Source organism: Amycolatopsis sp. cmx-11-32, assembly GCF_047608695.1.
Lineage (GTDB): Bacteria > Actinomycetota > Actinomycetes > Mycobacteriales > Pseudonocardiaceae > Amycolatopsis.
This window is the reverse complement of sequence record NZ_JADNQN010000015.1, coordinates 153,985-179,764: the sequence shown is the minus strand read 5'-3', so window position 1 is coordinate 179,764 and position 25,780 is coordinate 153,985. Positions and strand designations below refer to the sequence as shown.

Annotated in this window: 21 protein-coding genes; 11 read left to right on the top strand and 10 right to left on the bottom strand. The window is 68.8% G+C overall.

The window, feature by feature from the left end:
• Nucleotides 1–49: 49 nt before the first annotated feature.
• The 3 genes from ACM6LR_RS34070 to ACM6LR_RS34060 form a co-directional block, all read right to left on the bottom strand.
• Nucleotides 50–865, bottom strand: a complete 816-nt coding sequence (locus tag ACM6LR_RS34070) for a DUF72 domain-containing protein (RefSeq protein ID WP_414945257.1) — start codon at nucleotides 863–865, stop codon at nucleotides 50–52.
• A gap of 52 nt (nucleotides 866–917) precedes the next feature.
• Nucleotides 918–1,673, bottom strand: a complete 756-nt coding sequence (locus ACM6LR_RS34065; RefSeq protein WP_414945256.1) for a DUF4253 domain-containing protein — start codon at nucleotides 1,671–1,673, stop codon at nucleotides 918–920.
• Between the two features lie 458 nt (nucleotides 1,674–2,131).
• Nucleotides 2,132–3,778: a DNA repair helicase XPB gene (locus tag ACM6LR_RS34060; RefSeq protein WP_414945255.1), complete on the bottom strand. Its 1,647-nt coding sequence runs from the start codon at nucleotides 3,776–3,778 to the stop codon at nucleotides 2,132–2,134.
• An 85-nt stretch (nucleotides 3,779–3,863) separates the two neighbouring features.
• Here ACM6LR_RS34060 and ACM6LR_RS34055 point away from each other — a divergent pair, with 85 nt between their 5' ends.
• Nucleotides 3,864–4,499, top strand: a complete 636-nt coding sequence (locus ACM6LR_RS34055) for a hypothetical protein (RefSeq protein WP_414941612.1) — start codon at nucleotides 3,864–3,866, stop codon at nucleotides 4,497–4,499.
• A 26-nt stretch (nucleotides 4,500–4,525) separates the two neighbouring features.
• On the opposite strand, the gene ACM6LR_RS34050 is transcribed toward ACM6LR_RS34055, so the two are convergent.
• Nucleotides 4,526–5,476 carry an ABC transporter substrate-binding protein gene (locus tag ACM6LR_RS34050; protein ID WP_414945254.1) on the bottom strand — a complete coding sequence of 317 codons (951 nt, stop codon included), beginning with the start codon at nucleotides 5,474–5,476 and terminating at the stop codon, nucleotides 4,526–4,528.
• A 201-nt stretch (nucleotides 5,477–5,677) separates the two neighbouring features.
• On the opposite strand from ACM6LR_RS34050, the gene ACM6LR_RS34045 reads away from it, so the two are divergent.
• The 3 genes from ACM6LR_RS34045 to mdlC all read left to right on the top strand — a co-directional run bounded on the left by ACM6LR_RS34045 (nucleotide 5,678) and on the right by mdlC (nucleotide 10,862).
• The gene (locus ACM6LR_RS34045) at nucleotides 5,678–8,380 is read left to right on the top strand and encodes a nitrate- and nitrite sensing domain-containing protein (RefSeq protein WP_414941614.1); all 2,703 of its coding nucleotides are present in this window, start codon (nucleotides 5,678–5,680) and stop codon (nucleotides 8,378–8,380) included.
• 16 nt (nucleotides 8,381–8,396) lie between these two features.
• Entirely contained in the window at nucleotides 8,397–9,074 is a 678-nt protein-coding gene (locus tag ACM6LR_RS34040; protein WP_414941615.1) for a copper homeostasis protein CutC, read from the top strand.
• A gap of 204 nt (nucleotides 9,075–9,278) precedes the next feature.
• Nucleotides 9,279–10,862, top strand: a complete 1,584-nt coding sequence (gene mdlC, locus ACM6LR_RS34035; RefSeq protein WP_414941616.1) for a benzoylformate decarboxylase — start codon at nucleotides 9,279–9,281, stop codon at nucleotides 10,860–10,862.
• Nucleotides 10,863–11,022: 160 nt separating this feature from the next.
• Here mdlC and ACM6LR_RS34030 read toward each other — a convergent pair whose 3' ends face one another.
• The 5 genes from ACM6LR_RS34030 to ACM6LR_RS34010 form a co-directional block, all read right to left on the bottom strand.
• Entirely contained in the window at nucleotides 11,023–11,892 is an 870-nt protein-coding gene (locus ACM6LR_RS34030) for an ABC transporter ATP-binding protein (RefSeq protein WP_414945253.1), read from the bottom strand.
• Nucleotides 11,893–12,085: 193 nt separating this feature from the next.
• Entirely contained in the window at nucleotides 12,086–12,919 is an 834-nt protein-coding gene (locus ACM6LR_RS34025; RefSeq protein ID WP_414941618.1) for an ABC transporter permease, read from the bottom strand.
• The gene (locus ACM6LR_RS34020) at nucleotides 12,916–13,686 is read right to left on the bottom strand and encodes an ABC transporter permease (protein ID WP_414941619.1); all 771 of its coding nucleotides are present in this window, start codon (nucleotides 13,684–13,686) and stop codon (nucleotides 12,916–12,918) included. Before ACM6LR_RS34020 ends, ACM6LR_RS34025 begins: the two co-directional genes overlap by 4 nt.
• An 8-nt stretch (nucleotides 13,687–13,694) precedes the next feature.
• A complete protein-coding gene (locus ACM6LR_RS34015; RefSeq protein WP_414945252.1) occupies nucleotides 13,695–14,699 on the bottom strand; it encodes an ABC transporter substrate-binding protein in 1,005 nt (334 codons plus the stop codon).
• 248 nt (nucleotides 14,700–14,947) lie between these two features.
• Entirely contained in the window at nucleotides 14,948–15,907 is a 960-nt protein-coding gene (locus ACM6LR_RS34010) for an ABC transporter substrate-binding protein (RefSeq protein ID WP_414941678.1), read from the bottom strand.
• Nucleotides 15,908–16,678: 771 nt separating this feature from the next.
• Here ACM6LR_RS34010 and ACM6LR_RS34005 point away from each other — a divergent pair.
• The 6 genes from ACM6LR_RS34005 (at nucleotide 16,679) to ACM6LR_RS33980 (ending at nucleotide 23,134) form a co-directional block, all read left to right on the top strand.
• Nucleotides 16,679–19,795 (top strand): nitrate- and nitrite sensing domain-containing protein, encoded by a 3,117-nt coding sequence (locus tag ACM6LR_RS34005; RefSeq protein ID WP_414941679.1) that lies wholly within the window; start codon nucleotides 16,679–16,681, stop codon nucleotides 19,793–19,795.
• Nucleotides 19,796–19,815: 20 nt separating this feature from the next.
• On the top strand, nucleotides 19,816–20,274 hold the full coding sequence (locus ACM6LR_RS34000) for a roadblock/LC7 domain-containing protein (protein ID WP_414941680.1): 459 nt from the start codon (nucleotides 19,816–19,818) through the stop codon (nucleotides 20,272–20,274).
• A gap of 25 nt (nucleotides 20,275–20,299) precedes the next feature.
• Nucleotides 20,300–21,079, top strand: a complete 780-nt coding sequence (locus ACM6LR_RS33995; protein WP_414945251.1) for a DUF742 domain-containing protein — start codon at nucleotides 20,300–20,302, stop codon at nucleotides 21,077–21,079.
• Entirely contained in the window at nucleotides 21,060–21,668 is a 609-nt protein-coding gene (locus ACM6LR_RS33990) for a GTP-binding protein (protein WP_026467043.1), read from the top strand. Before ACM6LR_RS33995 ends, ACM6LR_RS33990 begins: the two co-directional genes overlap by 20 nt.
• Nucleotides 21,669–22,096: 428 nt before the next feature.
• Nucleotides 22,097–22,516 (top strand): roadblock/LC7 domain-containing protein, encoded by a 420-nt coding sequence (locus tag ACM6LR_RS33985; protein WP_038507851.1) that lies wholly within the window; start codon nucleotides 22,097–22,099, stop codon nucleotides 22,514–22,516.
• Nucleotides 22,517–22,522: 6 nt separating this feature from the next.
• Nucleotides 22,523–23,134: a DUF742 domain-containing protein gene (locus ACM6LR_RS33980; RefSeq protein WP_414945250.1), complete on the top strand. Its 612-nt coding sequence runs from the start codon at nucleotides 22,523–22,525 to the stop codon at nucleotides 23,132–23,134.
• A gap of 75 nt (nucleotides 23,135–23,209) precedes the next feature.
• Here ACM6LR_RS33980 and ACM6LR_RS33975 read toward each other — a convergent pair whose 3' ends face one another.
• Nucleotides 23,210–25,453, bottom strand: a complete 2,244-nt coding sequence (locus ACM6LR_RS33975; RefSeq protein WP_414945249.1) for a helicase-associated domain-containing protein — start codon at nucleotides 25,451–25,453, stop codon at nucleotides 23,210–23,212.
• A 93-nt stretch (nucleotides 25,454–25,546) separates the two neighbouring features.
• Between ACM6LR_RS33975 and ACM6LR_RS33970 the strand changes: the two genes are divergently transcribed.
• Nucleotides 25,547–25,729: a hypothetical protein gene (locus ACM6LR_RS33970; protein WP_191256864.1), complete on the top strand. Its 183-nt coding sequence runs from the start codon at nucleotides 25,547–25,549 to the stop codon at nucleotides 25,727–25,729.
• Nucleotides 25,730–25,780: the final 51 nt, after the last annotated feature.

Genomic DNA, 25,780 nt, shown 5'->3' with positions numbered 1-25,780 from the left:
ACCTAACAGGACACCGCTCACTGTGCGCTGACTGTGCAGCGTGGGCACGTCACGCGAGGAGTTCCGCCAGCGCGATCGCGTTCTTCGGCGCCTCGACCTCGACGTCGTTGTCGAAGTAGACGTACGTGTCGCGACCCCAGCCCCCGATCTTGCGCGCCCATTTCTTCAGGGCCTTGTCGCTGTACCCGCTGACGTAAAGCTCCTCCTCGCCGTGCAGGCGCACGTAGGCGAACTCGTCGCTCGTCATCTCGTCCAAGAACAGGAACTCACCGGCGGTGTCGGCGACCACGAGCGCGATGCCGTGCTTACGGAACAGCTCAAGGCTCTCGGGCTCGGCGAAGCTCGGATGCCGTACTTCGACCGCGTGCCGGAGCTTCCGGCGTGGCTTCGGATCGGTGTGCGGTTCGGCCTTGAGCTTGTCGTCGTGCTTACTCGCGAGCTTGGCGGCGGCGTGACTGGTGCGCGGCAACAGCTCGAAGAAATTTTCGACACGCTCGGCGTCGAACGACAGCCGCGGCGGCAGCTGCCAGAGGATCGGCCCCAGCTTCCGGCCGAGCGCCAGTACCCCGGAAGCGAAGAAGTTCGCCAGCGGCGTCTCGACGTCGCGCAGTTGCTTCATATGCGTGATGAAGCGGCCGCCTTTGACGGCGAAGACGAAGTCGTCCGGTGTCTGCTCGGCCCACGTGCGATACCGCTCGGGTCGCTGCAGGGAGTAGAACGAGCCGTTGATCTCCACGGAGTTCATCCGGCCGGACAGGTATTCCAGCTCGCGCCGCTGCACCAGGCCACGGGGGTAGAAGTCCCCGCGCCAGGGTGGGTAGCGCCAGCCCGAAGTGCCGATCCTGATCTCGGCGACGTCGATCACCGCCTTCTGTCGCCGTGCTGATTCCCCCTCTCTTCCCGGCGCAAACGCCCGCTCAGGCCCACGAGAACCGCCAGCGGCGGGTCTGGACCAGGCTGGAGGCGAACTCACGCAGATTGCCCGGCTGACCGGCGAACGCGGGCAGGCAGAACGAGCGGTGCTCGGCGGCGACCGTGAGTGCGCGGCCCTGGGTGCGCGGCGGCGCGGCCACCGACAGCTCCATCGAGTCGAAGCCCAGGACGGTGAGCGTCGCGCCGAAGCGGTCTTCCCAGCTGCGCAGGACCGCGGACAGCTCGTGGACCTGATCGGTCGCCTTGATCATGCCCGTCCAGCCCAGGATCGCCGGGATGTCGGCGGGCCGCTCGGTCTGCACCAGCGCGAGCCGATGCGGTCCGCGCGCGGCCAGGATCGACCCGGTGTTGCCCGCCTCGGCCAGCGGATCCGCTCGGCGCGACGGGCGGCGGGCGAGCCCGGGGAACTTCGCGCCGAACGGACGCAGGCAGGCGCCGGCGCAGCACGACGTGTCCCACCACCGGGCCAGCACCTCGGCCGGGTCCACCGAGGCGATCCGGTGGTCGGCCGGGGCGAGCCTGCCGCGGTCGTCGATCCAGTCCTCGCCATTGGCCGCGAACCGCTGATCGTGCGGGATCAGCACCGGCCACAACCCGGACCGGTCGAATTCGGCGACACAGCCGGTGTAGCGCTCCGGCCTGGCCAAAGGCAGATCCGAAACCCAGATCCGGCCGTGCCACCGGCCGGGCGGCAGGGTCTGGACGGGCGGCGTACCCGGGCGGAACGGTGCGATCGTCATCGGCTTCCCCTCGAACTGGTGTTCGGTCAACTCTACCCGAACACTAGTTCGAAGCACTGACAGTTTTCGATACCCGTCCGCGGGATCTCAGGCTCGCCCAGGTCGAGGGGCCGAAATCTTCTCGGCGCTCTGAATTCGCCCCTCGTCCCACGTGTCCCTGAAGTCACACCAGAAACAGCGAAGTCCACAGTGGACGGAAGCGTGGTTGTGATCGTGAGGCTGGCTCTTGGTGGCGGTGGTCGCGGGGCGGTTGGCGAGGTCGGTCCGTGAAGGACTCCTTGAGGGACCCTGGGTCCCTCAAGGAGTCCTTCACGGACCTCCGACCGACCGCAAAGTGTGCGCGTGAAGGCCCTCCTTGGCTCAGCGAAGGAAGCGCGGCTTCGCGCACGACCGCACTACCCGCTCAAGTACCTGTATGGGGGCCTTCAGCTACTTCCCCGCAAGCCACGACGCGGGGACTACATCGGGCGCAGCAGGTCGTCCGCGTCCACGATCCGGTACGCGTACCCCTGTTCCGCCAGGAAACGCTGCCGGTGCGCCGCGTACTCCGTGTCGACGGTGTCCCTCGAGACGACCGAGTAGAAGTGCGCCTGCCGTCCGTCGCCCTTCGGCCGCAGCAGCCGTCCGAGCCGCTGCGCCTCCTCCTGTCGCGAGCCGAACGTCCCGGAGATCTGGATCGCGACCGACGCCTCCGGCAGGTCGATCGAGAAGTTGGCGACCTTCGAAACGACCAGCGTCCTGATCTCGCCGCGCCGGAACGCGTCGAAGAGTTCCTCGCGTTCCTTGTTCCGTGTCGCGCCCTGGATCACCGGCGCGTCCAGTTCGTCGCCGATCATCTCCAGCTGGTCGAGGTAGGCGCCGATGACCAGCGTCGGCTCGCCCGGATGCCGGTCCACCAGCGATTTGATCACTTTGGTCTTGGTGTCCGCGGTCGCCGCCAGCTTGTACCGCTCCTCGGCTTCGGCCGTCGCGTACGCGAGCCTCTCGGCGTCCGTCAGAGTCACGCGGACCTCGGTGCATTCCGCCGGCGCGATCCAGCCCTGCGCCTCGATGTCCCGCCACGGGACGTCGTAGCGCTTCGGGCCGATCAGGGAGAACACGTCGCCTTCGCGGCCGTCCTCGCGCACCAGGGTCGCGGTCAGCCCCAGCCGCCGTCGTGACTGCAGGTCGGCGGTCATCCGGAACACCGGCGCGGGCAGCAGGTGGACCTCGTCGTAGACCACCAGGCCCCAGTCCCGTGAGTCGAACAGGTCCAGGTGCCGGTACTCGCCCTTGGTCTTGCGCGTGACCACCTGGTAGGTCGCGATGGTGACCGGCCGGATCTCCTTCTTCTCACCGGAGTACTCGCCGATCTCCTCCTCGGTGAGCGAGGTCCGCGCGATCAGTTCCCGCTTCCACTGCCGCCCGGCGACGGTGTTCGTCACCAGGATCAGTGTCGTCGCCTTCGCGTGCGCCATGGCCGCGGCGCCGACCAGCGTCTTGCCCGCGCCGCAAGGCAGGACGACGACGCCGGACCCGCCCGCCCAGAACGCCTCCGCGGCCTTGCGCTGGTAGTCGCGCAGCTCCCAGTCGTCCTCGGCCAGTTCGATCGGGTGCGCCTCGCCGTCGACGTAGCCGGCGAGGTCTTCCGCGGGCCAGCCGACCTTCAGCAGCACCTGCTTGAGCCGTCCGCGTTCGGACGGGTGCACGATCACGGTGTCTTCGTCGATCCGCGCGCCCAGCATCGGGCTGATCTTCTTGTGCCGGACGATCTCCTCCAGCACCGCGCGGTCGATGGTGGACATGACCAGGCCGTGCGCCGGGTGGTTGGCGATCTGCAGCCGCCCGAACCGGCCCATCGTGTCCACGATGTCGATGAGCAGCGGCTGGGGCACGGGGAACCGCGAGTACGTCGTCAGCGCGTCGACGACCTGTTCCGCGTCGTGGCCGGCCGCGCGGGCGTTCCACAACGCCAGCGGCGTGATTCGGTAGGTGTGGACGTGCTCGGGCGCGCGTTCCAGTTCGGCGAACGGCGCGATGGCGATCCGCGCGTCGTCGGCCTGGCTGTTGTCGACCTCGAGCAGGACGGTCTTGTCGGATTGGACGATCAGCGGGCCATCGGTCACATCCTCCTTTATACGTTCCGGCCAGATCGGCCCCGCCGCGGCACCGCTGGTGGAAGGATGTGCGGCAGGTGAGGAGGAGGGGATCTTGACGACTACACCGACCGGCGGGCCGCCCGGATACGACCCGTTCGACGTGCCCGCGCCGCTGCCCGCGATGCCGGACTTGGGCATGCCGACGCCGTTCCCGAAGCCACCGCCGATCAGCGTGCTGGCCAAGGTCTCGATCGTGCTGGGCGTCGTGGTCGCGCTGGGCCTGGGGAGCCTGGTCGCCTGGGGGCTCTCGCAGTCGGGCGGGCTGTCGTCGGTGGAGGCGGGCAAGTGCCTGTACCTGACCGACGAGTCGGGCGGCGCCCAGAGCTACACGACGGCCACCTGCACTTCGAGCCGCGCGACCTTCCGGGTCGACGAGGTCCGTACCGGGGTTTCCGAATGCCGTAGTGCCGACTACGTCCAGTTCGAGCTGTACGGCGGTTCCTCCAGCCGCAAGGCCGAGAAGACGCTCTGTCTCGCGCTGAACGTCGAGACCGGTGACTGCCTGCGTGATGTCGTGCACGAGACGCGGATCGCGAAGGTCCGCTGCACCGACATCTCCGCCGAGGCGCGAGCGGTCGTGATGAAGGGATCGTCGGAGAGCGTCTGCTCGTCGGACGACACCTCCCTGCACTACACCGGGCCACCCGAGCGCACGGTGTGTCTCAGGCCGACCGGGGAGAACATTTAGGGGTCTGCCGATCCGTCATGTCGCCATTAAGGACGCGGCACCATCGACTGGACGTCGAGCCGGGCGCCCAGCATGCCGGAGTTGTGCATCAGGTCGGCGACACGCTGCAGCCGGATGCCGTTGAGGGAGACCGGATACGCCCCGAGTGAGACCAGCGACGCCGTGGTCCGGTCGATGTCGGAGAACGTCGGCAGCGCGTCGCGGACGATGACCGGGTCGGCCGCCCGAACCTGCGCCTCGCCGAGTACTTTCCGGAAGACCGCGAGCGTGCGGGTGTTGCCCTGGCCGAAGGCGCCGGTCGAAACATAGGACGACATCGGGAAGTCCAGCGTCGCGCCGCGAGCGCCGTCGGCGAGGATGCTCGCCCCGAGTTCCTTTTCGGCCCTGGTGATGTACGGCTCGACCATCCACGCGGCGTCGACCTCGCCGGCCTGCAACGCCTGCGGCATCCGGTCGAACGCGTGCTGCTTGAACTGGATCTTGGTCACCTCGACGCCCGCGGTCCCGAGTACCGAACGGGCCGCGAGCACGCCGACGTCGTCGAGCATGTTCACCGCGATCTTCGGTGACTTCTTGAGCGTCGGCTCGGTGTAGTCGGAGCCGGGGAGTGTGACGAGCGCCATGGTGTTGCGGCCGGCGGTGTACGCCTCGCCCTGCAACTGCAGCGCCGTCCCGGCCGCGGCGGCGCGGAAGATCGAGACGTCACTGGCGAACGCGATGTCGATCTCGCCCGCGGAAAGCTTGGTGATCGCCTGGTCGGCGGGAACATCGGTGAGGGTCACGGAAAGACCGGCGGCGGTGAACCTCCCGTCGGCCACGGCGACCCTCAAGGGCGCCGTGTCGATGGGGTTTCCGACGCCGATTCGCAGCTCGGTTCGTTCGGGCGGGGCGTCCGTGCTCGGGTCACCACCGGAAAACACTCCGCAACCGGCCATCGTCAGCAGAGCCGCTACCAGCGGAATCGCCCGAACACGCATCATCGCCTCCGCCCACCTACCGAGAGAATGTGCTCCTCCTTCTGGATCGTATGGTCCAGGCCCCATACGATCGCGTGCGGGAGACGCCGCACCAGCGCGGCTTTCGATCGTTCTCGAACCTTGTTACTCTACAGTAGGTTCGGGCTCTCGTCCCCGATGTCAGCCATGGGAAAGGGTCCCGTGGTGGGAAAAGGAAACCAGGTGGCCCGTCGCGACAAGCGTCCCCGTGTGGGCGACGCGGCGGAACGGCATCCTCGGGTGGGAGGACGCTGGCGGCTGCGTAACTGGCACCTGCGTACGAAACTCTTCGTGGTACTGCTGATCCCCGCGCTCGCGGTGGTCGCCCTCGTCGGGCTCCGGGTCAACTCGGATCTGCGGGATGCCCGGCAGCTGGCCGAATTCGCCACCCGCGGCCGGGTCGACAGCACCGTCGCCGAGGCGGTGCACCAGCTTCAGCGCGAACGCGACCTCACCGTCCGGTTCGTCGCGGGCGACCGCAAGGGCGACGTCTCCGAACTGGCCGAGCAGCGCAAGCGCGTCGACGATTCCGTCGGCACGTTCGATCGCACACTCGGCGAGAGCAAGAGCAGGCTCGGGGACAAGGCCGCGACCAGTCTGCAGCTGACCAGCGACCGCCTGCGCGTGCTGACCGGACTGCGGTTTTCCGCGGAACACTCGGCTTTTCCCGCCGACGCGGTGCTGCGCTCCTACAGCGAGCTGATCTCCGGCCTGCTCGACATCAGCGATTCCACCGCCGCCGACGTCTCCGACCCGGATCTGGGGAAGCTCCGCCTCGCGGGCAACGCGCTCGCGCGGATCAAGGACCAGATGTCGGTCAAACGCGCGATCATGGCGGCCGCGCTCGCCCAGGGCGGCCTCAACCGGGACCGGACCCGTGCCCTGCTCGGCGCGGAGGCCGAACTCGCCGCCGCCCGCAACGACTACCGCACCTTCGCGACGCCCGAACAGCAGCGGATGTACGACGACACGGTGATCGGCCTGATCGTCGACATCGGCAACGGCATGGTGGAATCGGCGCTCATCCGCGCGGAGAACGACCAGGGGCTCGGGGGGCTGGACCCGAACCAGTGGGACACCGCCGCCACCTACACGGTCAACCTGGCCCACCAGGTGCAGCAGGCGGTGCTCGTCCAGTTGCAGGAGCGCACGGACAGCCTTGCGGCACAAGCGAGAACGTCCGCCATCTGGGACGGCGGCATCGTGCTCGCCGTACTGCTCGTCGCCGGTGTGCTCTCCGTGATCATCGCGCGTTCGCTGTTGCGGCCACTGCGAATCCTGCGCCGCAGCGCGCTCCAGGTCGCCGAACACCAGCTCCCCGCGGCCGTCGAAGGCCTGCTCAGCGATCCCGAGCCGCAGCCGGAGAACCTGCGACGGCGGCTGGCCGTCGCGCCGGTCCCGGTGTTCAGCCGCGAGGAACTCGGCCAGGTGGCGCGGGCGTTCGACGCGGTGCACGGCGAGGCCGTCCGGCTCGCCGGGGAACAGGCCATGCTGCGGGAGAACATCAACGCGATGTTCGTGAACCTGTCGCAGCGGAGCCAGGATCTCGTCGAGCGGCAGCTCTCCGTGCTGGACCGCATGGAGGCCGACGAACAGGATCCCGACACGCTCGCCGGGCTCTTCGAGCTCGACCACCTCGCGACGCGGATGCGGCGCAACAGCGAGAACCTGCTGGTGCTGTCCGGAACCGACGTCGTCCGCGAGGACGGCGGCGCCGTCGTCGCCGACGAGATCATCGGTGCCGCGCTCTCGGAGGTCGAGCACTACCAGCGCATCGAACTCGGTGCGGCGCCGCGGATCGCGGTCCGCGGCGAGGCCGTCAACGACCTCGTGCACGTGGTCTCCGAGTTGCTGGAGAACGCGACCCGCTATTCGGACCAGAGCACGATGGTCCAGGTCGAGGGGCACGCGACCGAACGCGGCGAGTGGCAGATCGAGATCACCGACCACGGCGCCGGGATGCCGCAGGCGGAGATCGACCGGACCAACACCCGGCTGGCGAATCCGCCGGACGTCGACGTCGAGGTTTCGCGGCGGATGGGCCTGTTCGTGGTCGCGACGCTGGCCGTCCGGCACCGCATCGACGTCCGGCTGCGGTCCGCCGACGGTGGCGGGATCACCGCGGTGGTCGTCGTGCCGTCCGCCCTCATCGTCGACGCGCCGCAGCCCGCGCCGATGCCGGAACCCGCGCCCGCCGCCGCCCCCGAGCCGGAACCCGAACCACCACTGGAAGTCCCGCCGCTGCCCGAACCGGAAGAGAGTGCCGAGGAATCGCGGTTCGCGCCCGTGCTGGACCCCGGTCCGCTGCGGCGCGCGCCGGTCGTCGAGCGCGAGACCCAGCCGGAGTGGCCGTCGGCGGATGACGACGACGGCAACCATCTCGAACTGGACTCGCCGACCGAGCGGATGCCCAAGTACCAGAGCGTGCTTTCGCAGTGGTTCGACCACGGTGGCCCGCGCGAAGGACCTTCGCCCGCTGAGCCCGGTCCGCCTTCAAAGCCCTCGTTCGAGCCGGTGAAGGCACCGGAAGAGGGCGCGGCGAGCGAAGTACCCGTGCAGGATCCGGACGAGCCGACCGAGCCGTCGCTGAAGCCGGTGGAGGCGAAGGCTCTGGTGCCGAAAGAAAGGGCACCGGAACCCGAGCCCGAGCCCGCTTGGCCGACGTCCGCCGAGCTGGAGCAGGAGGACGGCGCGGAGGAAACCTGGCCGGTGCTGCCCGCCGTCGTTCCCGAGGCGCGGTCGCAGGACGACAGGCCGGAGAAGCCGCGAGGGGAGAGGCCGATACTCTCACTTTCCCCCGAAGCGGTCCGCGAACGGATGACCAGCCTGCAAGGCGGGTTCCGGCGCGGTCGCCACGCCAGGGGTGACGACAACCCCTCGGCTTAAGCGAATTGGAAGGTCCATGAGTTCGAAATCCGGCCTGCTGGAAGTGATCGCGCTGACCGCGGCGGACGCGGAGCGCGCACAGGAGGGCGGGGCCGATCGCCTCGAACTGGTCAGCGACATGGCCAGCGACGGCCTTTCGCCGTCGGTCGAGACGCTGCGCGAAGTGCTCGCCGCCACCGACCTCCCGGTGCGGGTCATGTTGCGCGACAACATGTCCTTCGCCGCCGGTGACCTCGACGGGCTGCGCGCGGACACCGGGCGGCTGATCGACGCGGGCGCGCGGGAGTTCGTGTTCGGCTTCCTGGACCTGGAAAGCGAGATCGACGTCGACGCCTGCGAAACGCTGGTCAAGGAGCTCGACGGGCTGCCGTGGACCTTCCACCGGGCCATCGACCGCGCGCGGGACCCGTTGCGCGCCTACGACCGGCTGGCCGCGCTCGGCTGCGACACGGTGCTCGCGGCCGGGCATCCGCACGGCGTGGCACACGGCCTCTCGGTGCTCCAGCGGCTCGCCCGCCGCTCGGACGGGCCACGGCTGCTGGTCGGCGGCGGCCTGCGGGCGCAACAGGTCCATCTGCTGCGGGCGGGCGGGGTGCGCGCGTTCCACGTCGGCAGCGCGGTCCGGCCCGGCGGCTGGGAGTCCGATGTGGACGCCGCCACCGTCCGCGAATGGGCGGCGCTGGTCAAGGACTAGGGCGTTTTTCTCGAACTGGGTTGGCAGGTTGGGCGAGGACACGCGCGTGTGTTTTTCGGCCGGAGGCCTCGGATTCGCGGAGGCGGGCCGCACGCTCCGAGACACAACCTAGGTGCCGTGCGCGAGCGGTCAGGTCCAGACCACACACGGTGACTTGAGGTTGCATCTTCAACTATCGGGACATGACCAGCTAGCGTGTGGGCCATGGCTACCCGCACCGTACGTGACGCGACCAGGGAACTCCTGCGCGAACTGGGCCTGACCACGGTCTTCGGCAACCCCGGGACGACCGAGATCGCCTTCCTCACGGAATGGCCCGACGACTTCACCTACGTGCTCGCGCTCCACGAGGCGTCGGTCGTCGCGATGGCCGACGGATACGCGCGCGCGTCGCGGCGCCCGGTGCTGGTGAACCTGCACTCCGCGGGCGGGGTCGGCCACGCGCTCGGACACGTCTTCACCGCCTACCGCAACAACGCCCCGCTGATCGTCCTCGCCGGACAGCAGACCAGGTCGCTGCTGCCGGACGAGCCCTTCCTCGGTGCCGTCGAGGCGGCGAACTTCCCCAAGCCGTACGTGAAGTGGAGCTGCGAACCGGCCAGGGCGGAGGACGTTCCGGCGGCGCTGGCGCGGGCGTATCACATCGCGACGCAGGCGCCGATGGGTCCGGTGTTCGTCTCGGTGCCGGTGGACGACTGGGACGTCGAGACCACGAAGCCGATCATCTCCCGGCCGCTGATCCGCGGCTTCGCGCCCGATCCGTCCGCTTTGGACGAACTGGTGTCCGCCTTGGACGCCGCACAGAACCCGGCGATCGTGGTCGGCCCCGGCATCGACGGTGAAGGCGCCGTGCCGGACGTCGTCGCACTGGCCGAGAAGGTGGGCGCCGGGGTCTGGGCGCCGCCGATGGGCGCGCGCTGCTCCTTCCCCGAGGACCACCCGCAGTTCTTCGGTTTCCTGCAGCCGGAACGCGAAGCGCTCGCGAGCGCGCTGGTCGAGCACGACCTCGTGGTCGTCATCGGCGCCCCGGCGTTCACCTACCACGTGTACCGGGGCGAGCCGGAGACCGCGCTGCCGCCGCTGTTCCTGATCAGCGACGACGAGCAGATCCTCGCCAGGGCCGCCGAGGGCACCGGGATCCGGGCGACGCCGAAGCTCGCGATCCGCGCGCTGCTGGACAACGCCGCGCCGCGGGAAGCGCCGAAATCCCGTACCCGGCTGGAAAAGCCCGCCGCGGTCACACCGATCACGCCGGACTTCGCCTACGCCACGATCTCGGAAGTCCTGCCGGACAACGCGATCGTCGTCGAGGAGACGCCGAGCCACCGCAACGATCTGCACGATCACCTGCCGATCAAGTCGACCGACACGGGCTTCCTCACCGTCGCCAGCGGCACTCTTGGCTACGGCCTCCCCGCCGCCGTCGGCGCCGCGCTCGCCCGCCCGGACCGCAAGGTCGTCGCCATCCTCGGCGACGGGTCGAGCATGTACTGCGTCCAGGCACTGTGGACGGCGGCGCAGAACAACCTGCCGGTGACGTTCGTGATCTTCGACAACTCGCAGTACGCCGCCGTGCGCATCCTCGGCGAGGCGGCCGGCGGGGAGAAGTTGCCGGGCGTCGACCTCGGCGGCATCGATTTCCCCGCGCTGGCGAAGAGCATGGGCCTGAACACGTCGGTCGTCGAGAAGGCCGAAGACCTCAAGGCGACGCTGGAGGCCGCGCTGCCGGACGAGCGCCCGCACCTGGTGCATGTCCGCATCGACCCGAACCCGCGCAAGCTCTACTGAGCGGGCTTCACGCAGGCGATCCGCTCTCATGCCTGGTCGGTGGGGGCGGGGACCAGAGATGCTGTTCCGGGCCGTGAAGGACTCCTTGAGGGACCCAGGGTCCCTCAAGGAGTCCTTCACGGCCCTCTGGAGCTGTTATGAACGGACCGTTCACAGCACTTCAGGAGCTCTTCGCGCGGGCCTCGGCGTCAGCGTCGACGGAGGCGTCCTTCTGCGCCAGTTCCCACTCGGCCGCGTCGTTGGCCGCGGTGACGGCCTCAGGGGCTCCACCGTGCAGCAGCCTCGCCACCTCGCCGCGCAGCGTCACGAACTCGGCGGACTCGCGCGTGGTGATCTGGTCCCGCTCCGCGGGCAGCCCCACCGGCAGGTCCGCGACGATCTTGGCCGGCGACTTCGACAGCACCAGCACCCGGTCCGACAGGTAGACGCTCTCGTCGATGTCGTGCGTGACCACGAGAACCGTGCTCCCGTTCTCGCGCTGCACGCGGCGGGTCAGGTCCTCGAGTTCGAAGCGCGTCTGCGCGTCGACCGACGCGAAGGGCTCGTCCATCAGCAGCAGCGCGGGCTGACTGGCCAGCGCCCGTGCGATCGACACCCGCTGCTGCATGCCGCCCGAGAGCTGCCAGGGGAACTTCGCGCCGACGCCGGACAGGCCGACCGACTCCAGCGCCTCCTGCGCCCGCGTCCGGCGTTCGGAGCGGCTCGAGTTACGCCACCGCAGGGGGAATTCGACGTTCTTCGCGACCGAGAGCCAGGGGAACAGCGAGCGGCTGTAGTCCTGGAACACCACGGCCAGGTCCTCCGGCACCCCGAAGACGTCGTCGCCGTGCAGGCTGACCCGCCCGGACGTCGGCTTGATGAGCCCGGCGATGCAGCGAAGCAGCGTCGACTTGCCGCAGCCCGACGGGCCCACGATGCTCGCGAGCTGGCCCGCTTCCACGGTGAACGACAGGTCGTTGACCGCGACATGCGCCTTTTCTCCCGTGCCGTAATGGTGGTTCAGCCCGGAGACCTCGAGCATGGTTGACATCTTGCTGACCCTTCGTGTCCTTGAGGTGAAGCCGCGACCGCGATCGACGTCGGCAGGGCGCTCGTTCGTGCCGCTTGTCGCGTTGTGCGGGTATGGCGCCCTGCCACCGCGATAGCGGGGCCCGCGGCCGGGGCGGCTTCGTGCCTGTGGTCATTTTCCGCTGCCTCTCCCTGCTCCGCCGACCAGCCGAGAACTAGAGACGGCCGTTACGGGTGGGCTGCCAGCGAAGCACTCTCTGCTCCACCGCGAGGAAGGCCGCGTTGAACCCGAAGCCGAGCAGTCCGAGCAGGACCAGCCACGACCACATGAGCGGGAAGTCGAACGCCTGCTGGGCGTCCATCAGGGACCGGCCGATGCCGTTGTAGGAGCCGACCAGTTCCGAGATCACCATCAGCAGCAGCGAAATGGACAGGCTCAGCCGCAGGCCCGCGAAGATCTTCGGACTGGCCGCGGGCAGCACGATCGAGCGCACCCAGTGCGACCGAGGCGTCCGGAACGACTTCGCGGTGTCGACCTTCACCTGGTCCACCGAGCGGACGCCGTCCACGGTGTTGAGCAGCACCGGCCAGATCGCGCCGAAGATGATCGATCCGGTCTGCATCCCCGGCCCGAGTCCGAAGAGGACGATGAACACCGGGATCAGCGCGGGCGGCGGTACCGAGCGGAAGAAGGCGAAAAGCGGCCCGACGTAGTCCATCCCGGTCTTGGACCGGCCCAGCGCGACACCGAGCGCGACGCCGACGACACCGGCCAGCAGCCAGCCCCCGAGCGTCCGGCCGAGGCTCGGCAGGACGTTGTCGAACACGGTGTCGGTCAGGAACAGCTGTGACACCGGACCGCTGAACCACAGCTTCACGGACGCGGTCAGGATTTCGGTCGGCGGCGGGAAGAACGGGCTCTCCGCGAGCCGGGTCCCCAGTTCCCAGATCCCGAGCAGGGCGAAGAACAGCAGCCAGTTGCGGACCAGGATGCCGAGGCCCCGGCCCACGCGCCTGCCGACACGGCTGGACAGTGTGAGGGTCGTCACGAGACCGCCTCCCGGTCGACCGTGCTCCAGCGGAAGGCCCGCCTGCCGATCATCTCCAGCCCGCCGTTGATGAGGAAGCCGAGCATGCCGACCACCACGGTGCCCGCGAGCACGAGGTCGAACCTGGTCGAACCGGTGCTGGCCTGCATGATGAAGTTGCCGATGCCGAGTTTGGCGCCGGCCAGGAATTCGGTGCTGACCACCGCGATCAAGGCGATGTTGGCGGACAGCCTGACCCCGGTGAACACGAACGGCGCGGTATGCGGCAGCGCCACCGACGTCAGCGTCCGGAACTTGCCCGTGCCGCAGGCTTTCGCGGTCTCCATCAGAACGGGGTCGATCTCGCCGAGCGCGTAGATCGTGTTGAACATGATGGGCCACAACGACGCGTACACGGCGAGCGTGATCTTCGCTTCGGGGCCGCCACCGATCAGCAGGAGCACCAGCGGGATCAGCGCGACGGCGGGGATCGGCCGCAGGAACTCGATGACCACCGCGGTCGCGGTGCGCAGGCCGGGGATGCTGCCCAGCAGCAGACCGGCGGGCACGGCGATGGCGACCGCGATGAGCAGTGCGATCGCCCACGCGAGGAAGGTGGCGATCAGGTCGCGGACGAACTGTGTCTCGCCGAAACTTTCGAAGATCGTCACGAGCACGACGGACGGCGGGGGGATGAACTCTTTTCGGACCAGGCCGGCCTGGACGATCACTTCCCAGACGAGGAAGAAACCGGCCAGACCGGCCAGGGCACGGAGAAGTCGTGACACCTTTACCTTTATCCAGCTTGAGGGGCGAGCATCGGAGCGGCGTCGAGCTTGGCCGTCAGCACACCGGTCTGCAGCAGCAGGTCCGGCACGCGCTGCAGGCGACGGGCGTCCAGGGTGGACCCGAACGTCGGCAGCGTGAGCAACGAAGCGGTTTCGGCGTCGACCCTGGCGTACTTGACGATCATCGGCTCGATCTTGGAACGGTCGGCCGAATCACGCACGGCCTTGGCCAGTGCGCGCTGGAACGCTGCCAGCGTCTTCGGGTTCTTGTCCACGAAGGACCCGAGCGCGCCGAAGCCTGCCAGGGGGAAGTCCTGGGTGGCGCCGGTCGCGATGTCGACGACCGGGGTCGCGCCGACCACCTTGGACGCCTGGGTCAGGAACGGCTCGGGCAGGTAACCCGCGTCGACCTGGCCCGAGGACAGGGCGGCGGCGATGTTCGGGAGCTGCATCGGCACCCACTGGACCTTGCTGGTGTCGACGCCGTGGTCCTTCATCACCGACACGGTGAGCAGGTGGGAGGCGGTGTTCTTGTCGGTGATCGCGATCTTCTTGCCCGCGAGGTCGTTGATCGTCTTGACCGAGGAGGTCGGCACCGTGACGACCGCGTTGCTCTTGGGGCTGGCCGAAACGGAGTCGGCGACGAGCCGGATGTCGGCCGCGTTCTTGCTCTTCGCGACGAAGAATGGCATGTAGGTGGAGAAGGCGATGTCGACCTCGCCGCCGATCATCTTGGTCATCGACTGCTGGCCGCTGGGGGCGTCGACCGCTTCGACCTCGAGACCTTCGGCCTTGAAGTAGCCGCCTTCCTGCGCCAGCCGCAGCGGCGCGAGGTCGACGACCGGCAGCAGGGCCACCTTGATCTTCGGCTTCTCCAGTGCGCCGTCACCGCCCGACGCCTTGGACGTGTCGTCGCCGCCGAGGGCGCCACAGGCGCCCAATGTGGCCAGCATGAGCGCGCTCAGGGCGACACCGATGGCACCCCGTCCTCTACGGACACCGCTCCTGCTCATGGCGTTTCGAAACAAAGCCAGCTCCTCGGAAACAATGAATCACCGTTTGGGTTTTTTCATCCGTGTCGTGGCTTTTTTTCGCCAGGCACGCGGTCACCTTAGAGATTTGCCTACCTGCTCACAATGGGTGTCGTGAGCGGGTGATCGTTTTAGGCCATTCGCCTGATCGCGTGATCACCCGCTTGGACAACACTACTTTTAGTAATCGAATTACTGGTGGAGTGGCAATTCGGTGTAACCGCGTGTCATCAGCTGGTGGCCTGAGGCGCGATCATCGGGCTGACGTCGATCTTGGTCTGGATCGCGCCCATCTGCAGGAGCAGGTCCGGGACCCGCTGGATGCGGCGAGGGTCCAGAGTGGACTGGAACGTCAGCAGCGTGGTCAGCGCGGCGGTGTCCTGGTCGATCTTCGCGTACTTGACCAGCAGCGGCTCGATCTTGGAGCGGTCGGCCGCGTCACGGGTGGCCTTCTGCATGGCACGCTGGAAGGCGGCCACGGTCTTCGGGTTCTCAGCGGTGAACTTGCCGAGAGCGCCGTAGCCGGCGGTGGGGAAGTCCTGCGTCGCGCCAGTGGCGGTGTCGACGATCGGGACCGTGCCCGCCTGCTTCGCGGCCTGTGTGATGAACGGTTCGGTGAGGAAGCCCGCGTCGATGTCGCCGTTCTTGAGGGCGGCGGCCATGTTCGGCGGCTGCACCGGCACCCACTGGACCTTGGTGAAGTCGACGCCGTGGTCCTTCATCACCGACTTGGTGAGGGTGTCGGACACCGTGTTCGGCGCGAAGATGCCGATCTTCTTCCCGGCCAGGTCGTTGATGCCGCGCACCGAGGAGTTCGGCATGGCGATGATCGACGTGCTCTTCGGCCCGGCCGACGAGGCGTCGGAGACCAGCTTGATGTCGGCGGTGCCCTTGCTCATCGCGATGAAGAACGGGGTGTAGCTGGCGTAGGCGATGTCGACCTCGCCGCCGATCAGCTTGGTCAGCGAGATCTGGCCGGTGGCGGCTTCGATGAGCTCGACGTCCAGGCCTTCCGCCTTGAAGTAGCCGCCGTCCTGCGCCAATCGCAGCGACGCGGTGTCGATGGTCGACATCGTCGCGACCTTGATCTTCGACTTCTCGAGGTTCCCGGAGCCGCCGGAGGAGGACGACGAGTCGTCCCCGCCGAGCAGGCCGCAGCCGCTGACCGATACCGCGACGACGGCCGCCATCGCGAAGGCGAGAGTTCCGGTCTTTCCACGTGACGGCCGACCCCGGCTGACGCTCAAGGCCTTCTTCGAGCTTGCAGAGCCAAGCAAGTGGTGCTCCTGATCAAGGGGAAGGTCACGTGATGACGTGGCCTGATGTGGGATTCGGAAGTGACTCTTTGTCAGAGTCACGGGCTCACTGTAGAGAACCGACAACGCGCTCACAATGGGTGGTCATCCTATGATCCTCAAGGGTAACGATCACCCGAACAGGTTGTTTGTCAGAAGTGAACACAACTGGGCGTGTTCATTGAGAGGAACGGCGAGAGTTTGTTGCCAACTGAGCGACAACAGGTCAAGGGCCGTCCGGTGGGACTTCCCGCGTCTTGTCCGAAGGGTTACATCTGGGCCATCCGTTCGCTACCCTCATGCACCGGTAGTGAGGTGTGGACCACTGATGTAGTGAAAGAGAGTGCCTTGGATGGCCGAACGCTCTGGACCTTTCCCGAGGTGCAAGGCACTCTGTGTCGAACAAGTACGCGTTGACCGAACGAGTGTCGAACACGACCGTGCTTCACTGGTGCGTGTCCGCGCACTGGCGGGTTAGGCCGAATAGACCAATGACGCCAGGCGGGAATTCGGCCAAGTGCACCTGAGAGACTGCGTCAAAGACGATTTCCTCATTCGTCAGAGTGAGCACTCGCGTCGTGTGTGCCCCTGCCGGGCGGCAGGAGTGAGCGGGTAGTGGTCTCCGACAACCGACCCAGACAGCAGTACGGCCAGTTCGAGAACGGCATGTCCAAAATGGGCTTTCCCGGCCCGGATGAAGATGATGGTGGTGCGGCGGTGCCGAACGAAGACACCGCGGGGGTGGGAGGGACCCCTGCGCGGGAAACCGGAGACGGTCCTGGGGGGAAGGTGGCCGGGTCGTTCCTGGGCCTGCGTCACTGGCGCCTGCGATCCAAGCTCGCGGCCGTCCTGATCATCCCGACGCTGACCGCGCTCGCGCTCGGTGGGCTGCGCGTGCTCGACGACAGCTCCGAGGCCGCCCGGTTCCAGGACACGGCCGACCAGGTCGCGTTCGCCGACAAGATCACCCTCGTCGTCCACGAACTGCAGAGCGAGCGCGCGCTCGCCGTCGCCCGGATCGCCTCCCAGGACGGCTCGCGCCAGACCGGTCTCGACGCGCAGATCGCCAAGGTCGACCGCGCGGTCGACGACCTGCGGGCCTCGGCGAACCAGATCAACCCGGACGACCAGGACACGAGGGACCGCTACTCGCGTGGTCTGCAGCGGCTCGACGCCCTGCGGCCGCTGCGCGGCGCGATGAACACGTCGCTGCTTGGCGACACCCCGGTCCTCATCGCCTACTCCGGCATCCTCGACTCGCTGGTCCAGCTCGGCCGCGAGGTGACGACCGCGGTCGCCAACCGCGACGTGCTCCGGCTCGGTGTCACCGTGCAGGCCATCAGCGAGAGCAAGGAGTTCATCGCCCGCGGTGACGCGGCGCTGCTGATCGCCTCCTTCCGCTCCTCCTTCCCCGGCGACCTGTTCGACCAGGCCCGCTCGGCGGTCGCGAGCGGTGACGCCTCGACGGCGGCCTTCCTCGCGAACGCCAGTCCCGAGCAGCGGCAGCTCTACTCGGACACCTTCTCCGGCCCCGAGGTCGACGACCGCCGCCGGATCACCACGATGGCGTTCTCGCTGCATCAGCAGAACGAGACGCCGTCGATCGACAACGTCGCGCTGGGCAACGCCAGCCGGGTCGCGCTGGACAAGCTGCGCGCGGTCGAGACCAACCTGCTCGGCCAGCTGCGTGCACAGGCCGACGGCCTGGCGACCGACGCGATCAACTCGGCATGGATCGGTGCCGCGATCGTGCTGCTGGCCCTGCTCGCGGCACTGTTCCTGATGCTCGTCATCGCCCGCCTCATGCTGCGCCCGCTGCGGGTGCTGCGGAAGACGGCGCTCGACGTCGCCTACACACGACTGCCGGAAACCGTGCAAGCGATCCTGGACGACCCGGACCCGGTCAACGCCGCGAAGCGGTCGGTCGAGCCGGTGCCGATCACCTCGCGTGACGAGATCGGTGAAGTGGCGCGGTCGTTCGACGTCGTCCACGAACAGGCCGTCAAGATGGCCGCCGAGCAGGCCCTCCTGCGTGAGAACGTCAACGGCATCTTCGTGAACCTGTCCCGCCGGTCGCAGCGGCTGGTGGAACGCCAGCTCGGCGTGATCGACCGGCTCGAGGCCGACGAGCAGGACCCGGACCACTTGGCCAGCCTGTTCGAACTCGACCACCTCGCCACGCGGCTGCGCCGCAACGGTGAAAGCCTCCTGGTGCTTTCGGGCGCCGGTCTCGCGAAGTCGGTGCCCAAGCCGGTGCCCGCCGCCGACGTCATCGGCGCCGCGGTCTCGGAGATCGAGCAGTACGCCCGGATCGAGATCGGGATCGTCCCCGAGGTCGCCGTCCAGGGCCTGACGATCCACGACCTCGTGCACGTGCTCGCGGAACTGCTGGACAACGCCACCTACTTCTCCGAGCCGGAGACGAAGGTGACCGTCCGCGCGGTGATCACCCGCAAGAAGGCCCTCGCCATCCAGGTCACCGACCACGGTGTCGGGATGACCGAGGAGCGGCTCGCCGAGGTCAACACGCGGCTCGCCGAACCGCCGGACCTGGACGTCTCGGTGACCCGGCGGATGGGCCTGTACGTGGTCGCGCGCCTGGCCCGCCGCCACGGCATCGAGGTCAGGCTCCGGGAGAACGAGGACATCGAGGGCGGCGTGATCGCGCGGGTCGTCGTACCCGCCGAACTGCTCATACCGATGCGGCCCGGCGTGCGGAACACCCCGCCGCCGTCGAACCGCTCGGAAACGTCGATGCCGTCGATGTCCGAGATGTCGACTTCGCTGCCGAGCATCCCGGCTTCCGACCGCGGTCTGGAGATGACCCCGCCGCCGCCGTCGAAGCCACCGGCGGCACCGCAGCCGATCGCGAACCAAGGCGGGCTTGTCCCGCTCGACCAGCCGATCAGCCTCGACGACCTGGTCGCGGGCAAGAACGCGGCCGGACCGTTCCTCAGCCCCGCGGCCCCCGCCGAGGAGTCCCCGGCGTGGCCGACGGCCGACGACCTTTCGCCGCCGAACGGCGACGGCGCCTCCAGCGGCACGGAGACCCAGTTCGCGTCGCTCGTGCTGCCGAAGCGGGAGCCGAGGTACGTCCCGGTGAACCCGGTCGAGTCGCCGCGGCAGGCCGAGGAGTCCGCCGATTCGGGCAAGTCCGCGCTCGAGGACGACGTCCCGACCAGGCGGCTCCCGATCTACCAGTCGGTGCTCTCGCGCTGGTTCAGCGAAGGCGACGAGGTCGGTGGTGACACTCCGACCACCTACACGGAGCCGGTCGAGCCCCCCGAGCCGGACGTGTCGGAGCGGGAGCACCGCGACAGCTTCGACGAGCCGGGCGAAGCCGTCGCCGAGTCCGCCGAAGAGGCGTTGCCCACTCGGACTCCGCAGACTGTTCCGCCGGAGACGGTGCTCCAGGACAATGGCTGGCGCAGCGCGTCCGACGACGGCTGGCAGGCGGCACAGGTCCTGTACGAAGATCGGAACGACGAGATCACCCCGGCCGGCCTGCCCAAACGGGTGCCGAACCAGTACCTCGTGCCCGGCTCGATCGGCGGGAACGAACCGAAGAAGGAAGACTCGTTCGCCGACAAGACCTCCGGAATGCCGGGGACGGGCGCTATCGCCCGCTCGGCGACGGCGGCCAGGAGTCGGATGGCAAGCTTCCAGCAGGGCTACAAGTCGGGACGGCACGCGTTGAAGGATCGCCCGATAGACGCGCTGGATGACAACGGCGTTCCGATGACCGGCGGAGGTTCCTCCGCCGATGACAGCAGTAAGGAGTGAAAGTGACACGGGCGGGTGCGATGCAGCCGGGTGGTCCGGCGCAGCCTGGCGGCCAGGCGCAGGGTAAAGGGCACACGAGCAGCTTTGCCTGGCTGATCACGGATTTCGTGCACCGGGTCCCGGGCGCGGCGCATGCCGTGGTGGTGTCGGCGGACGGTTTGCTGCTGGCCTCCTCCAAGGGGCTTCCCAAGGACAGGGCCGACCAGCTCGCCGCGGTCTCGTCGGGGCTCACCAGCCTCGCGCGCGGTGCGGCCAAGGTGTTCGAAGGCGGCACGGTCGCGCAGACGGTGGTCGAGATGGCCAACGGCTTCCTCTTCCTGATGTCGGTGTCCGACGGTTCCTGTCTGGCGGTCCTCGGGTCGCCGGAGAGTGACATCGGCCTGGTCGTCTACGAGATGACCCTGCTGGTGGAACGCGTAGGGCAACAGCTGACACCGGAGATGCGCGCGCAACTGCAGGGCGCGTCGGTCCGCCGCTGAGCGACCGGGAACCGAGGAGAATGCCGTGGACGACGGGCGCTTGAGGGGCGATGGCCGGCTCGGTGACGACTTCTCCGGCGGGTGGTCGGAACGTGACGACGGCCGGGAGGACTGGACGTCCTTCCGGGACCGGGTCGACCGCGAATGGCGATCGCGCCGGGCACAGGGGTCGGACAACGACCCCGTGTCACCGGACGAGGCCTCCCGCTGGCTGACCGATTCGAACGCGGGACAGGGACCCGCCGATTTCAGCGTCACGGATTACCGGGAACGCCTGCTCGGCGGCCCCGGGGCGGAACTGTTCGGTGGTGGCAGCGGCCCGCTGTACGACTCGGGCGAGTTCGCCAAGTTCTCCTTCGACAAGGAGGAGGAGCGCCGGTCGGCGGCCGCCGACCCGCTCGCCGCGGCACTGCCGCAACAGGCGCAGAACGAGTTCGTCGACGAGCAGTACACCGCCGACGTCGAATCCTCCGGCCTGGTCCGGCCGTACTTCCGCACGCGGGGACGGACCAAGCCGACGTACGACCTTGCCATCGAGGCGTTGATCTCGACCAGTGAACAGGGACGTGTGCTCGACCGGGTGCGCGTCCCCGAACACCGGTCGATCTGCGACCTTTGCCTGGACACCCGGTCCGTCGCCGAAGTCGCGGCGCTGTTGCGCCTGCCGCTCGGCGTGGTCCGGGTGCTGATCGGAGACGTGGCCGGCCTCGGCCTGGTCCTGGTGCACACCGCCAGCCAGAACGTGGGTGACCGGCCCAGTATCGAGTTCATGGAGAGGGTGCTCAGTGGGCTTCGGAGAATTTGACTCCGACGCGAATGCGCCGCAGGTGGCCGGGCCGACGTCGTCGGCCAAGATCGTGGTCGCTGGCGGATTCGGTTCGGGGAAGACCACGCTGGTCGGGGCGGTTTCGGAAATCGATCCGCTGACCACCGAGGCCATGATGACCGAGGCCAGTACCGGCGTCGACGACAATTCGGCCACCCCGAACAAGTCGACGACGACCGTTGCCATGGACTTCGGCCGGATTTCGCTGGACTCGGATCTGGTGCTGTACGTGTTCGGTACGCCGGGCCAGCACCGGTTCTGGTTCATGTGGGACGACCTCGCGGTCGGCGCCATCGGTGCCGTCGTGCTGGTCGACACGCGGCGGCTCGCCGACGCGTTCCCGTCGATCGACTTCTTCGAGAACCGGAAGCTGCCGTACGTCGTGGCGATCAACTGCTTCGACCGGCTGCTGCACCACCAGATCGAGGACGTCCGGCACGCGCTGACGATCTCACCGTCCGTGCCGATCATGGCCTGTGACGCTCGGGAACGTGAGTCCGCCAAGCAGGTGTTGATCTCGGTCGTGCAGCACGCCATCGCACACGATTCGGCGTTGCGCGCGGGATAGACAGGACGAAAGCCCGGAGCGGATGCGGCCGTTGGAGTGAACTCGGCAGGCTTCACCCGCTTCGGGGAGTGGTACCACCAGCCGTTGTGGACGCGGGGCGATCCCTTCACGCGTTCCGGTGCGGGCCGCACCCAATCGGGTGATCGAAATGGTGGTGACCTGCGAGGACGTCGATTCACGCCCGGTCGCACCCGGCCACCACGGGGTGTCCCACGAATGCGTGGTTCGCGATGTGTCGACGCGGTGAGCGGCTGGACGTTTACGTTCGGTTAACACCCTCGGCCGGGTGGCGGGCTCGACACGATCGGCGTGACGAATACGCTGGGTGGAGGCGTCTTTCGGCTCGCCGGTGCCCAGGTCGGTGCTGGTCGGGGAGAGACGTCCGGACCACGCCGCCCAGGTGGTCTTGACGCAGCGAGGAGGGACTTGTGACGGCATCCGGACAGCAGAGTTCGTTCGGCTGGCTCATCACGGATTTCGCGCGCCGGGTTCCCGGTGCCGCGCACGCCGTGCTGGTCTCGGCGGACGGACTTCTCCTCGCGCCGTCAGAAGGCCTGCCGCAGGAACGCGCCGAACAGTTGTCCGCGGTCGCTTCCGGACTGATCAGCCTCACCGCCGGCGCGGCGCGCTGCTTCGACGCGGGCGGGGTCAACCAGACCGTCGTCGAGATGGAACGCGGCTACCTCTTCCTCATGTCGGTCGCCGACGGTTCGTCGCTCGCCGTACTGGCCGCGCCGACCTGCGACATCGGCACCGTGGCTTACGAGATGACCCTGCTCGTCGAGCGGGTCGGGCAGCAGATCACCCCCGAGCTGCGGGCGCAGCTGCAGGGCGGCGTCCGTGGGTAGTCGCCGATGAAGATCACCGGATTCACCGAACCGGAACCCTCCGGCTGGGACTCCCTCTACCAAGGCACCGAGCGCGAAGGCTTCGACTCCCCGAGCCGGTTCGAGCTGAGCTCGATCAGCACGGTCATGCCGCGGCGCCCGGCCGCGCCGCCGGAACCGGTCCCTTCGCCCATGCCGTCGCCGCTTCGCCAGCCGACGCCGCGTCCCGCGTCCGCGGGAAACGGTGCCGCCGGCTCGGGTCCTTCGGGCAGCGCCCCCGCTTCGGTCTACCTGCCGTCCTCGGGCTCACGGGTCCGGCCCTACACGCGCACCGGCGGGCGCACCCGCACCGCGCACGACCTGGCGCTGGAGGCGCTGGTGTCGACCAGCGACCAAGGCCGCCGGTATCGCGGCGTGCGGACCATGGAGCACCGGCAGATCTGCGACCTCTGCCTGGACACCCGGTCGATCGCGGAGATCGCCGCGCATCTGCGGCTGCCGCTGGGTGTCGTGAAGGTGCTCGTCGGCGACATGGCCGACGTGGGCCTGGTCCTGATCCACCAGACGGAGCTGATCCTCGGCGACTCTTCTTCGCGCGCTTTCATGGAGCGCGTCCTTCAAGGCCTTCGCGACCTCTGACCCCTCCCGCGTTTCGTCCTCTGGTTGCGGTCCTTGCACGTGCAACTACCGCAACTAGAGGACTAAACGCGGGGGTCAGTCTTCGACGAGGGCGGCCGAGGTGATCCGGTGCAGCGGGAAGCGCTCGTTGTCGGTCCCTTCGAGGACCCCGCCGCCGACCCGCGTCGGCCGCACCACGCGCTGGCTCGCCATTCCGCGTGAGTCGACGAAGCCGATCCACACCTCGCGGCGCTCCATGGTCGCCTGGGACAGCAACGCCAGCGTCGCGGACGTGTCCCCGGCGCCGCCGCCCTGCGGTGCGCGCACCGTCTCGCCGCGCCGACGCGCGGACGCGGCGTCACCGGCCCGGACGTGCGCGACGATCTTGCCGACCTGATCGTCGGTCAGTCCGGCCTGTTCCCCGGCTGCCCGGCGCGCGGCACGCGTCTTCGCGGGCAGACGACGTCCAGACGGCCTGATGTCCATGACGCGTCCGTCGGGTCCTTCGGCGGCCGGAGCGAACCCTGCGGTGCGAAGAGCGTCAAGGACGTCGGCGAGCGGGTACGAACTGATGAGCACTGTCGGCGCGATCATGCGCAGGCCGTACTCCGTGGCGACAGGGCTGCCCATGACCTCCGCGAGCAGCGACGCGTCGTCGCAGCGCAGGAACGACTCGGCGGCCCCGCCGCGCAGCCGCCCGTGCCGCCGGGCGACGTCGTCGATCAGGTAGGTGAGTCCCTGTGGCACCGGCGTCGCCGACCGGGCCGCGAACAACGCGTGCAGTTCGCCCGCGGTCCGTCCGGTGTCGAGCGCGCGCCGCACGGACGTCTCGGTGATCCGGTACACGGTGGCGTGCCCCGCCGATTCGATGTCGGCGACGGCGGTCATCTCGCCCGCGAGTTCGGCTTCCAGCGGGCCGGGTGCGACCACGGTCAGGTCGGCCTGGACCAGGACGTGGTCCACCGGCCGCGGCAGCGCGTCGAGCATCGCCTCGACCGCGCCTGGCCGGTCCTCGGCCAGCAGTGCCCGCGTGGCCGTGGTGAGTCCGCCGAGCCCGATCAGGCCGAGCGCGGCTCCCTCGGCCATCGTCCAGCGGACGGTTTCGTCCCGCAGCCGCCCGCCCCGCCGCGGTGCGCGCCAGGCCAGCGCGGCGACCAGTTCGTCGGTGCTCTTGACCCCGGCGCCCTCGGGCAGCGCGGCCAGGGCGAGGAGGATCCGCCGCCGCGACGTCGGCGCCAGCGGCCTCCGCAGGTCTTCCGACAGCGGTGCGATCGGTTTGTCCTTCGCGTCCCGCCCGCCGGCGAGGCCGGGCAGCCTTGGCAGTTCGAGCCAGGCCTGCGCGACCGTCATCCAGCGCTGCGCGGTCGGCGACGCGAGCCAGGAATCGGTCAGCGTCGTCGGCACCCATTCCGGCGTGGTCGCTTCGCTGTCGGCCACCAGCCCGGCGCCGACCGCGATCTCCGCCAGGAGGGTCACCCGCGACTCGTCGGTGTCGAGATCCTTGGCGAGCTTCTTCAGCTCGCGGACCCCGAGCCCGCCGGACTTCAGCACTGGCGGTGGCGTCTCCGACCACGCGCGAAGCATGTTCTCGGTCTGGCGCAAGAACTCCATCGCCTCGCCCGCCGCCGTCGAGTCCACTGTGGACCGCTGATGCGGATGCACGGGGAGTTGCGGCCGGCGCAGGGACACCGGATCGAACACCGACCCTCCGCGCAGCGCGATCCCGAGTTCGCGGGGCAACTCGACAGTCTGGTCGTCCCGGCGCAGCAGCAGGCCGCGCGCGAGGAGTCGTTGGACCGGGTTCTGCGCCCGCTCCAGCGGGATGTCGGCCGACGCGTCGCGAGTGCGGCCGATCGGCGGCCCGGCGGCCAGCGTCGTCAGCAGGGCGCGCTCGTCTTCGCCGATCACGGCGAGCGCGGCCTCGATGTCCGTTCCGGCGAGCGTGGGCGACGACGTCCCCAGCCCCGCGGGGAAGGGGCCGAGCGCGTCGCGGGCCGACGGCGGGACGCGTAGCGCGTCGTCCTCACCCCAGACCAGCGCCCGCGTGCGCAGCAGCGCCAGCGCTTCGCCGATCTCGGCCCCCGTGAGTCGCGCGACCTCGGCCGCGGCGGCCGGATCGGTGTCCGCACCGGCCAGCAGCAAGGCGTCGAGCACGGCGAGGGTGAAGGTGTCGAGGTCTTCGCAGGCGCGCGCGACGGAGCCCGGCGTGCCTGCCCGGGTGGCGAGCACGATCGTGTCGGACGGGGGCGGCGTGGACAGGTCGCGACGGGTGCGCAGCAGCGCGGCGAGTGCTTCGTCGGACTCCTGGCGCAGCCAGTCCGCCAGGGAGGGCGCGGGCATAGACGATCAGGATACCGGGCGGGTGGCAGCCCGGCAGTCGCGTTCGGGCAGACTGTCCTCCAGAGATCGCTTGACCATGCTCGGGAGGACGTTGTGGCGAAGGGCGAGAACAAGAAGCGCGCGGGCATCGATCCCACGTGGCCCGGTGAAGACGGGGAGCACCCCGTCACCGAGCTCGCATCCGATCGGCAGGGTGCGCTGTCCCCGTTCGGTGACGTGACCTTCCCGCTCGACGCGGTGCCTTACGTGCACCCCGAGACCGAGATCAACCGGTAAGAAGTTACTGGTCGGTCACCCCGGCGGGGCTTCGTGGCGGTCGTCACGGGA

Coding starts and splice junctions, on each gene's coding strand:
- ACM6LR_RS34065 (WP_414945256.1), bottom strand. CDS start 1,673: ATGACGATCGCACCGTTCCGCCCGGGTACGCCGCCCGTCCAGACCCTG.
- ACM6LR_RS34050 (WP_414945254.1), bottom strand. CDS start 5,476: ATGCGTGTTCGGGCGATTCCGCTGGTAGCGGCTCTGCTGACGATGGCC.
- ACM6LR_RS34040 (WP_414941615.1), top strand. CDS start 8,397: ATGAGTTCGAAATCCGGCCTGCTGGAAGTGATCGCGCTGACCGCGGCG.
- mdlC (WP_414941616.1), top strand. CDS start 9,279: ATGGCTACCCGCACCGTACGTGACGCGACCAGGGAACTCCTGCGCGAA.
- ACM6LR_RS34030 (WP_414945253.1), bottom strand. CDS start 11,892: ATGTCAACCATGCTCGAGGTCTCCGGGCTGAACCACCATTACGGCACG.
- ACM6LR_RS34015 (WP_414945252.1), bottom strand. CDS start 14,699: ATGAGCAGGAGCGGTGTCCGTAGAGGACGGGGTGCCATCGGTGTCGCC.
- ACM6LR_RS34010 (WP_414941678.1), bottom strand. CDS start 15,907: ATGGCGGCCGTCGTCGCGGTATCGGTCAGCGGCTGCGGCCTGCTCGGC.
- ACM6LR_RS34005 (WP_414941679.1), top strand. CDS start 16,679: ATGTCCAAAATGGGCTTTCCCGGCCCGGATGAAGATGATGGTGGTGCG.
- ACM6LR_RS34000 (WP_414941680.1), top strand. CDS start 19,816: ATGCAGCCGGGTGGTCCGGCGCAGCCTGGCGGCCAGGCGCAGGGTAAA.
- ACM6LR_RS33980 (WP_414945250.1), top strand. CDS start 22,523: ATGAAGATCACCGGATTCACCGAACCGGAACCCTCCGGCTGGGACTCC.
- ACM6LR_RS33975 (WP_414945249.1), bottom strand. CDS start 25,453: ATGCCCGCGCCCTCCCTGGCGGACTGGCTGCGCCAGGAGTCCGACGAA.